The 7628-nt window shown below is 62.5% G+C and carries 5 protein-coding genes; 1 reads left to right on the top strand and 4 read right to left on the bottom strand.

Features of this window, described 5'->3' with window-relative positions:
* Positions 1-1057, top strand: a 1057-nt coding sequence (locus tag ACOVRJ_RS21455; protein ID WP_422045854.1) for a hypothetical protein, incomplete at its 5' end; no start/stop codon positions are given.
* Between the two features lie 348 nt (positions 1058-1405).
* Here ACOVRJ_RS21455 and ACOVRJ_RS21460 read toward each other — a convergent pair.
* From ACOVRJ_RS21460 to pglZ, 4 genes are all read right to left on the bottom strand, one after another.
* Positions 1406-2272, bottom strand: a complete 867-nt coding sequence (locus tag ACOVRJ_RS21460; protein WP_422045855.1) for a hypothetical protein — start codon at positions 2270-2272, stop codon at positions 1406-1408.
* Positions 2269-3930, bottom strand: coding sequence for an AAA family ATPase (locus tag ACOVRJ_RS21465; protein WP_422045856.1), 1662 nt, complete (start codon positions 3928-3930; stop codon positions 2269-2271). Before ACOVRJ_RS21465 ends, ACOVRJ_RS21460 begins: the two co-directional genes overlap by 4 nt.
* Positions 3931-3955: 25 nt before the next feature.
* A complete protein-coding gene (brxL, locus tag ACOVRJ_RS21470) occupies positions 3956-6013 on the bottom strand; it encodes a protease Lon-related BREX system protein BrxL (protein WP_422045857.1) in 2058 nt (685 codons plus the stop codon).
* Between the two features lie 8 nt (positions 6014-6021).
* On the bottom strand, positions 6022-7628 hold a 1607-nt coding region (gene pglZ / locus ACOVRJ_RS21475), incomplete at its 5' end, for a BREX-1 system phosphatase PglZ type A (RefSeq protein ID WP_422045858.1).

Here is a 7628-nt window from a genome sequence, read left to right on the forward strand (position 1 = left end):
GCGCAGTGGGGGCTCGGCCACGAGCAACGGCGGGTCCACCAGCACGCAGTTCCAGACGCTGAACTCAGTCGCCCGAGAGGTCAACCGCCGGCTGGGCCTCAGCGAAGAGTCGTCCGTCGGCAAGGCGGTTGCCGCGTCCGCATCCGTGGGCGCGAAGATCCCGCTCACCGAGATCGGCGCGGACGCCAAGGCCGAGGGACGATCGGTCGACCAGCAAAGCCTCCAGAGCGCTTACGACTACGCCCGCAAGGCCGCAGAGACCCTGCAGATCAGCGACAGCAGCTCGCTGGTCCGGGACTTCCGCAACACGGATGCGTACCAGTGGGCGCGAGGTAACCGCACCGCGTCGACATCGGGCTACGACTCTTCCTCAAGAACGGCGATGGAACAGCAGTCCTCCAGCGAGCGGGCCTTCAGCGAGGCCAAGGAACTCGCGCGCACCGCCCAGTTCATGCGCGAGTGGAGCAGCGGCACGCAGACCGACTTCACCAACTATGCCGCGCGGCGCCTTGCGGAGCGCGGCCTGCTGCGGGAAGAAGATCCGATCACGCTGCAGCGCGCCGTGACGGAGATCGCCCACTCGTACGCGCGCGGTGGCGATTCCGCCAGCGGCTACGTTCCGAGCGAAAGCCCACTCGGGCCCAGCCGGCCGCCGGCGGATGCGATCGGATGGGCGACGCCATTTCGCACGGAGTACGAGAGGCGCGAATCGGCTGCCGACAGCGCCGCCCTGGCCAGCGAACGCACCAGCAACGACACGTTTATCGAGGGGCGGCAACGGGCTGCAGGCGCCGGACCTGGCAGCGTGGTGCGCGACGACGTGACTGGGCGAACGGAGCAAGGCCAGCGTGCAGCAGCGGGAACCATCGAACAAGGAAATCGCCAGGTCTCAGATGAAGCGCGATCGCGCAGCGAGAACTACCGATCCACCGTTCGCGCGGGTCGAATCCGACCGAACCACGGCGGCAACCCAGCGGTCTGGGATACGGTCGGCGCGAATACCAGCGCTCCCGAGCTTGGAGCCGAATCCAAGCCCGGCGGGAAGCTGCCGCGCTGAACTACTCGCCCCAGCGCGAACGGCCGCCGCCGATGTCCAGGCTGCCGAGACCGTTCCTGGTGTGGTAGCCGGAGTAGTCATCCATCGATCGAATCGAGCTGCGCGCCGAAATAGGGCCCTCGTGCGCAGCCGAGGCCTCGCTTGCTTGAGATTGGTCCTCGGACGGCAGTCCAATCACAAGCGCCGCGCGGACCTGTACCCAGACACCAGCGACAAATCCAGGCAACATGCAGATCGAGCGCTTAGCAACAGTCATGCGTACAGGCTAACCTATTTAGGTTGATGGAGCTCAGTCCCGGCGTCTGCAGCATGCCACCCATATGCGCCTTCCAGTCCAGCTAGTCGCGACTAACCGAGCGGGCTGTCGGGCACTCGGCCTGGCACCGCAAACCTCGCGGCCAACCACGCCAGAACGATCGGGTCCAGCAGGCCAGACACGAAGATGGAGTTCCAGTTGTTCTTGCCCTTGTGCACGTCGTCTAGGGCGGCGCGCTCTTCCTCGAGCAGGGCCTGAATCTCAACTTGCGTCGCGATGTTCTCGGCAAAGGCGCGTACCACGCGGCTAGGCTTGAGGAACAAGGAACTCCACCGATCGGCCAAGTACCTCACGACGGCCGATCTCTGGACGATTGAACGAACGTGAAAGCTGATCGCCGAATGGCTTGGATGGGCATTCGAGACCATCAACACGAGGGAAACCTTGGGCACCGCCCCCAAGTCCTCGAATCGAGCGCTTACCAGTCGCTCACCAAGGCAGTCATCGAAGTACGGGTGCAAGACACGTTCGCCTGGGTTGGCGCCCAACAGCGTCTCATTGCGCTTGCTGTTGCACTTGCAGGCAGGGACTAGGTTCTTCGAGAAAACAGAGAAGATCGGAAAGCCGTTCTTCGGCAAGTAGTGATCGAGCGTCCCGCTGTGCATCGATCCACACATCGGACACAGCAAGTGCTCGGTCGACTCCCGCATCTTGGTGATGTGGGCCAAGGCGGCTGGTGGGGAAGCGTAGTGCCCCTTCAGGAACGCGGCTGCCGCTTCGCTGATTGGCTGATTCTGTACAAGAGTCGGTGCGCCGTTGACGGCCGCATACTGAGCGTAGCTTGCCTGGACCGTGCCAACCAAGGGCTGAAGCTGTGGATAGCTTCCAAGCCTCTTGTTCTTCGATAGGCTGCCAAACGCCGTCGAGTCATCGTACAGAGGCGATTGAACCTTGTTCACGTGCGCCCCTTACCTTCGATCGCCGCGCGAAGACCATTCAACATTTCCAAGGAAAGCTCGTCCTTGTAGTCCTCATAGATTTGTGGCCAAGGCGCGCCGCTCGCAAGCAGTCTTCGCTCGACTTCACCAGCCAACCTTGACGGCTCGTCCTCCCCAAACACGAAATACGAGATTGCGCCCACGTCGGCGCCGAAGGTGCGCAGCTTTGGCCGCTGCGCGCGGACCAGGTTGTCGCTATCCACGCTCAGCACTGTGACCTGCTCGCGGAACACCTCACGAACGAAGTATGCAGAGTGCGTCGCAATGATGGCCGCTGACCCGGTCGCTTCCAGAAGACCGTCCAACAGCGAGACGAACCGGCTGATGAAGTTCGGGTGAAGGTGCGTTTCCGGCTCATCCAGCAGCAGAAGTGAGCCGTTCTCAATATGCAAGCTCACCTGAGCAGCAAACTTGAGGAACGAGATCTCGCCGCTGCTCAGAGGGTATCCCTCGCCGGCCACGACGCGTGTAGGTTCCTTTTTGACATCGATGGAGGCGAAGCGCTCCAGCACACGTTGCTCCGCGCCCTGGGGCAGCTTGGCCAGCGGCACGTAGGCGCTGGATGTCGATCGAGTCGGGAGATGAAGCTCGTCGGCCTTCGTGATGGCACTGAGCGCCTCGGTGAAAATCTCCCACCGCGACTTCGACGCAACCATCTGCGTCGATCTGGCGACCTGCACGATCAAATCAGAAAGGTAGTCGTTTCGCCGCGACCGGCGAGACCGATTCATCGAGTACCGCTGGTACCAAACTCGCGGACGCTTCCTCTTGTCAGTCGGGAAGACCGACTCGGCCTCGTTCGTTGGCGCGAAAGCAAGCAGCCGATTGATCAGCGGTCGCCCGCCTTCGGTGCCGTCCGTCAGCGCGGCCGTTCCGTCGAGAGCCGCGCGAGCAATGCGGCCCAGCGTCTGGCTTTTGCCAACACCGTTTTTCCCGATGACGACGGCGATACGCTTCGGCAGGTCGGCAGTATGGTCGAAGCTGAACTTGAGGTCGTGCTCGTTCTGTCGCCCCGGCAACTGGAACCGAATCGCCAGCGATGGTGACAGGATGCCCGTCTGCTCGCTCGACAGCCCACGCAGCAGCGGGCCTGCGTTCTTGTATGCAAAGTAGGAGTCGGAACTTCGCATGAAGGACAGAGAAAACACCTCCGACTGGGTAGCCAGGTCGAGGATGGGCGCGGTCGACTCAAACTCGTTCAGAGCAACAAGGTCGTTCAACGCGGTCAGCGCTTCCGTCGCGTCGTCAGCATCGAGTGTCTGGACGAGCCGCCGATACGCCTCCATGTCCGGCAGCATCGTGAAGAAGCGGTGATCGGTCGTTGCTGTGACCGTCGATTTACCCTGAGTCGAGACCAACTGCTGGAGTAAGTCCTTGCCGTTGCGATCGGCCTCCGGGTTGATGAACCCGATGAAGCCGCTGGCCTCAACCGCCTCTTTGGACGAACGCATGCGGATCCTGCAGTCAACCCGCGTGTGATGCCCAAAATCGTTCCAGCCGTCTGACGACGGTACAACCAGGATGGTGTCTGGCGGCAAGTCCATTGCCAGTGCCTCACGCTGCCCAAACAGTACACGCAAGCCGGGAGAGCCACTTTCGGTTGATTGCTTCTGCACCATGGTCTGCCTCTATGCGCAGCGGAAGCTACTCAACCCCCAACGCCTTGAACACCGCGTCCACCGGATCCGAGTAGAAGCTCGTCTGGAACTTCGCGAACAGCTCGCCCGGAACCGACGGGATGTCCGTCACGCTCGACATCGGCAGCAGTATCCGCTTCGCGCCGGCATCAAACGCCACTTGCAGGCTCTCTGCCAGGTTGCTGGCCTGTGTGATCGTGCCGCCCAGCGACATGTCGCCCATGACGACCATCTGGCTCTGCAACGGCTTGCCCAGCGCGGCCGAGCACAGCACGATGAAGCTGGACAGGGTCAGGGCCTCTGGCGTCCCGGCAGTCTGCAGTTCGACCATGTGCAGGTGGAAGTCGCGCTCGGTCGGGTGGATCGACGCGCTCACGCGGCCGGCGTTGGCTTTGAAGTAGTCGAAGGCCACGCGCACCGGCTCGCGCGTAACGGGGCCCGACACAGACAGCTTGCCGCCACCGGCCATGGCCTGGATCTCCATGCGGTAGACGCCAGGCATGCCGCCGTCGCCCATGGCGACGGTGTGCAGGACGCCCGGCGCCAGGCGGCCTTCGGGGATCAAGCCGCCACCGCCCTGTTCCGGCACGGAGATGAACCGCTCCTGCATGTCCTCCAGGTCGATGTAGGAGAAATGCACGTCGTAAAACTCCATGCCGCCGATCTTCTTGAGCTGCTCCTTCACTCGGCGGCGCGCTTCCAGCGCGTACTCCAGGCACTTGCGCACCGTGTCCTTGGTGTGGGCGCCGTCAGGGCAGATCAGCTTCAACAGGCCAGACACTGTCCGCCGCACAGCGATGGTGTCCCGCTGGTTGAGGTTGTTTCCCAGCTTGAAAAACTTGTCGATTGCGTCCGCGAAGCTGCGCTTGCGCATCTCGCGCGCCCACTCGGCCAGGTAGTCGACGATCAGGCCGTACTGGTCGGTGAAGAACTCCGGCCGCATCTTCGGAATCTCCCAGCCCGGCACGTAGGCGTGGAAGCGGTCGAAGAAGGCCGAGTCGATCATCACGTCCGGGAACGGCGCGAACAGGTGGCTGGTCTTCACCAGTGACTCTACCGATTGTCCTTGCGGCAGGTTGCCAACGAAAACCATCGCCGCACTGGCGTTGATGGACTCGCGGCCACGGCTGAACGACCCCGACGCCATGTAGTCCTTCATGATCTGGACGCCGTCCTGGTCCTTGAAATTGATGCCAGCCACCTCGTCGAAGGCCACCACGTCCCACAGGCCTACCAGGCCCACCTTGCGGGCGCTCATGTTGTAGAACAGGTTGGCCACCGTGGTCTGACCGCCGGACACAAGAATGGAGTTCGGGCTGATCTCCTTGTAGATATGGCTCTTGCCTGTGCCGCGCGGCCCCAGCTCGCACAGGTTGTAGTTGTTCTCCACCAGCGGAATCATCCGCGCCAGCAGGTGCCACTTCACGCGTTCCTTGAAGCAGGTGGGCTCCATGCCCGTGGAGCGCAGAAGTGCGTCGATCCACTGCTCTTCGGTAAAGGCTTTGCGACCAACAAATAGTGCTTCCAGGTCCAAGTTCGGCATCTGGATGGGCTTGAGGTCCGCCACCACAAAGGGTGACGTTTTCTGGTTCTCCTCGAAGCGGTAATTCAGCGTCACGATGCACCAGATGCCACCCACCAACAGCTTTTCGAACTGCCGTACATAGGAGTCTGGCACCTCGGCGTTCTTGATGCCCAGGTTGGAGAGCAGCGCCTCGTAGGCATCGCGGTTCTCGTTCAGCCTCACGGTGACCTTGTCGATCACCTTGAATGACCCGCGTTCGCGAATCTTGCTCTTGACCTTCTCGGCCTCGTCGGGGCGCACGTAGTTCTCGGCCAGCACATGCTTGACCGTTGCCAGGCCCACGCGGATGGTCTCCGCGTCGTCAGATGCGCAGTACATGCCCAATAGGTACTCCAACACATAGACAGGGACGTTGGCACCTTCCTTGATCAGCTTGGTGAGGTCCTTTCGCACCACGCGCCCGGCAAACTGCTCATTCAGCAGTTTGTCCAGACCTGAGTCGATGGTGGCGGCCTGCGCCTCTGTGGTGTCGTCAGCCATTGGGCCCCCTAAAAGTCATTGCTGAAAGCCAGGTCGATGCGCAGCGGCGCCCGCCAGGCCTCGGCCTTGGTCTTCGCATCACGCGCAACCAGGAAATAGTCCTTGGTGCGGTCGTAGCTGCCGGCAGCCAGCGTCAGCATCACCGAGCGCTTGCGCTCGTCGAGCATCGGTGAAGCGCTGTCGAAGGTCAGGGTCTGCTCGTCGCTAATGGACTGGTCGCCATCGCGGATAGAGAGCAGCAGCGTCACCGGCAGCACACGCTCAGACACCGCCTCGGTCTGGATGAACTCGAAGCGCTGCTTGTTCGTGACCACCTTGTTGCTGGACCCGAGCAGGCTCACTTCCACTTGCCGCGTCTTGGCCTTCTCGTTGTCGCTCTCCTTCACGACGATCACCGGCACGACGATCTCTTGCGGCATGGCGCTGCCATGAACGAAACGCGCGCCACCGACGAAGTGGAAGCGCCCGGCCCCCTTGGGCACTAGGAAGTCCAGGCTACCGGCCCCTTCATCCGTGCCCGCCGTGGTGGCCGTGTTGCCAGCCCAGGCGTTCTGCATAGGCCACATGCCGCGGCCCAGGATGTAGCGCTTCTTGGGCTTCAACACCCCGGGCATGCCTTCTTCCACGGTGTGCCGGTCGGCCTCGTCCAGGGCGGACTCTTGGTACATGAAGCCGTGGTCAGCCGTGACGAAGATGGTGGAGCCGTTCAAGTTATTGACGATGAAGCTCACCAGCTCTGACAACTCCTTGATGGCGTTTGCCGTGGCCTCGAAGGTCTTGGTCTCGGATCCACGCTTGTCGCCGATCATGTCGATGAGGTCGTGATAGACGTAGACGACCTTGTGCGGCTTGACGAACTCGCGGCCCTTGTCCTTGCCCTTCTCCATCAACGCGTCGCGACCGATGGCCACACCGCCGTGCGCCCCCAGAATGGTCGAGCGCTGCTCCAGCGTCGACGATGGCAGGCCATCCACCGTCACGTCCAGCGAGGCATTGCCCTTGTAGGCCAGGCGTTGGTGCGGCAGCAGGCTGGCCATGCCCAGCGCCGTGTAGCTGGGCAGCACGCCCAACATGGCGTCCAGGCGAGCCTTCACCCGGCTGCGGCTGTTCAGCTCATCGACCAGTTCGGCCGCCGCCTCGAAGCGGAAGGCATCGGAGATGACCACGAACACCCGCTTGGCGCCGCCACCAAAGGCAGGCGCCACATGGCGGGCGTAGAAGTGCTGATGGTTGACGACCTCGTCGAGCTTCCATTTCGCCAGCAAACCGGTCGGCCCCTCCACCACCGCCCCCCAGGCCGAGGCAAGCTGGCCGATGAACCAACCTGAGTAGGCATCTTCCATGCGGTCGCGCAGCTCGTGCAGCAACGACCAGCCCATGGGCTCCACCGTCTCTGACGCTCGCATGAACCAGCGGTACAACTGATCGAAGCGGAACAGCTCGGTCCGGTAAGCTTGAAAGGCAGTTCCAGCATCTGCAAAGCTGAAGCCCTGTAGGTGCTTAGCCTGCAGTTCGAAGAAACTGGCTGCGGCCTCCAACGCGTCGTAGCTGGCGGCCAACGCGCGCGTGGCGTCGTTGGCGCCGGCCAGCAGCGGGTTGGCCCAATGGCCATCAC

Source organism: Roseateles sp. (assembly GCF_049240545.1).
Taxonomy (GTDB): Bacteria; Pseudomonadota; Gammaproteobacteria; order Burkholderiales; family Burkholderiaceae_C; genus Paucibacter_A.

Coding starts and splice junctions, on each gene's coding strand:
- ACOVRJ_RS21465 (WP_422045856.1), bottom strand. CDS start 3,930: ATGGTGCAGAAGCAATCAACCGAAAGTGGCTCTCCCGGCTTGCGTGTA.
- brxL (WP_422045857.1), bottom strand. CDS start 6,013: ATGGCTGACGACACCACAGAGGCGCAGGCCGCCACCATCGACTCAGGT.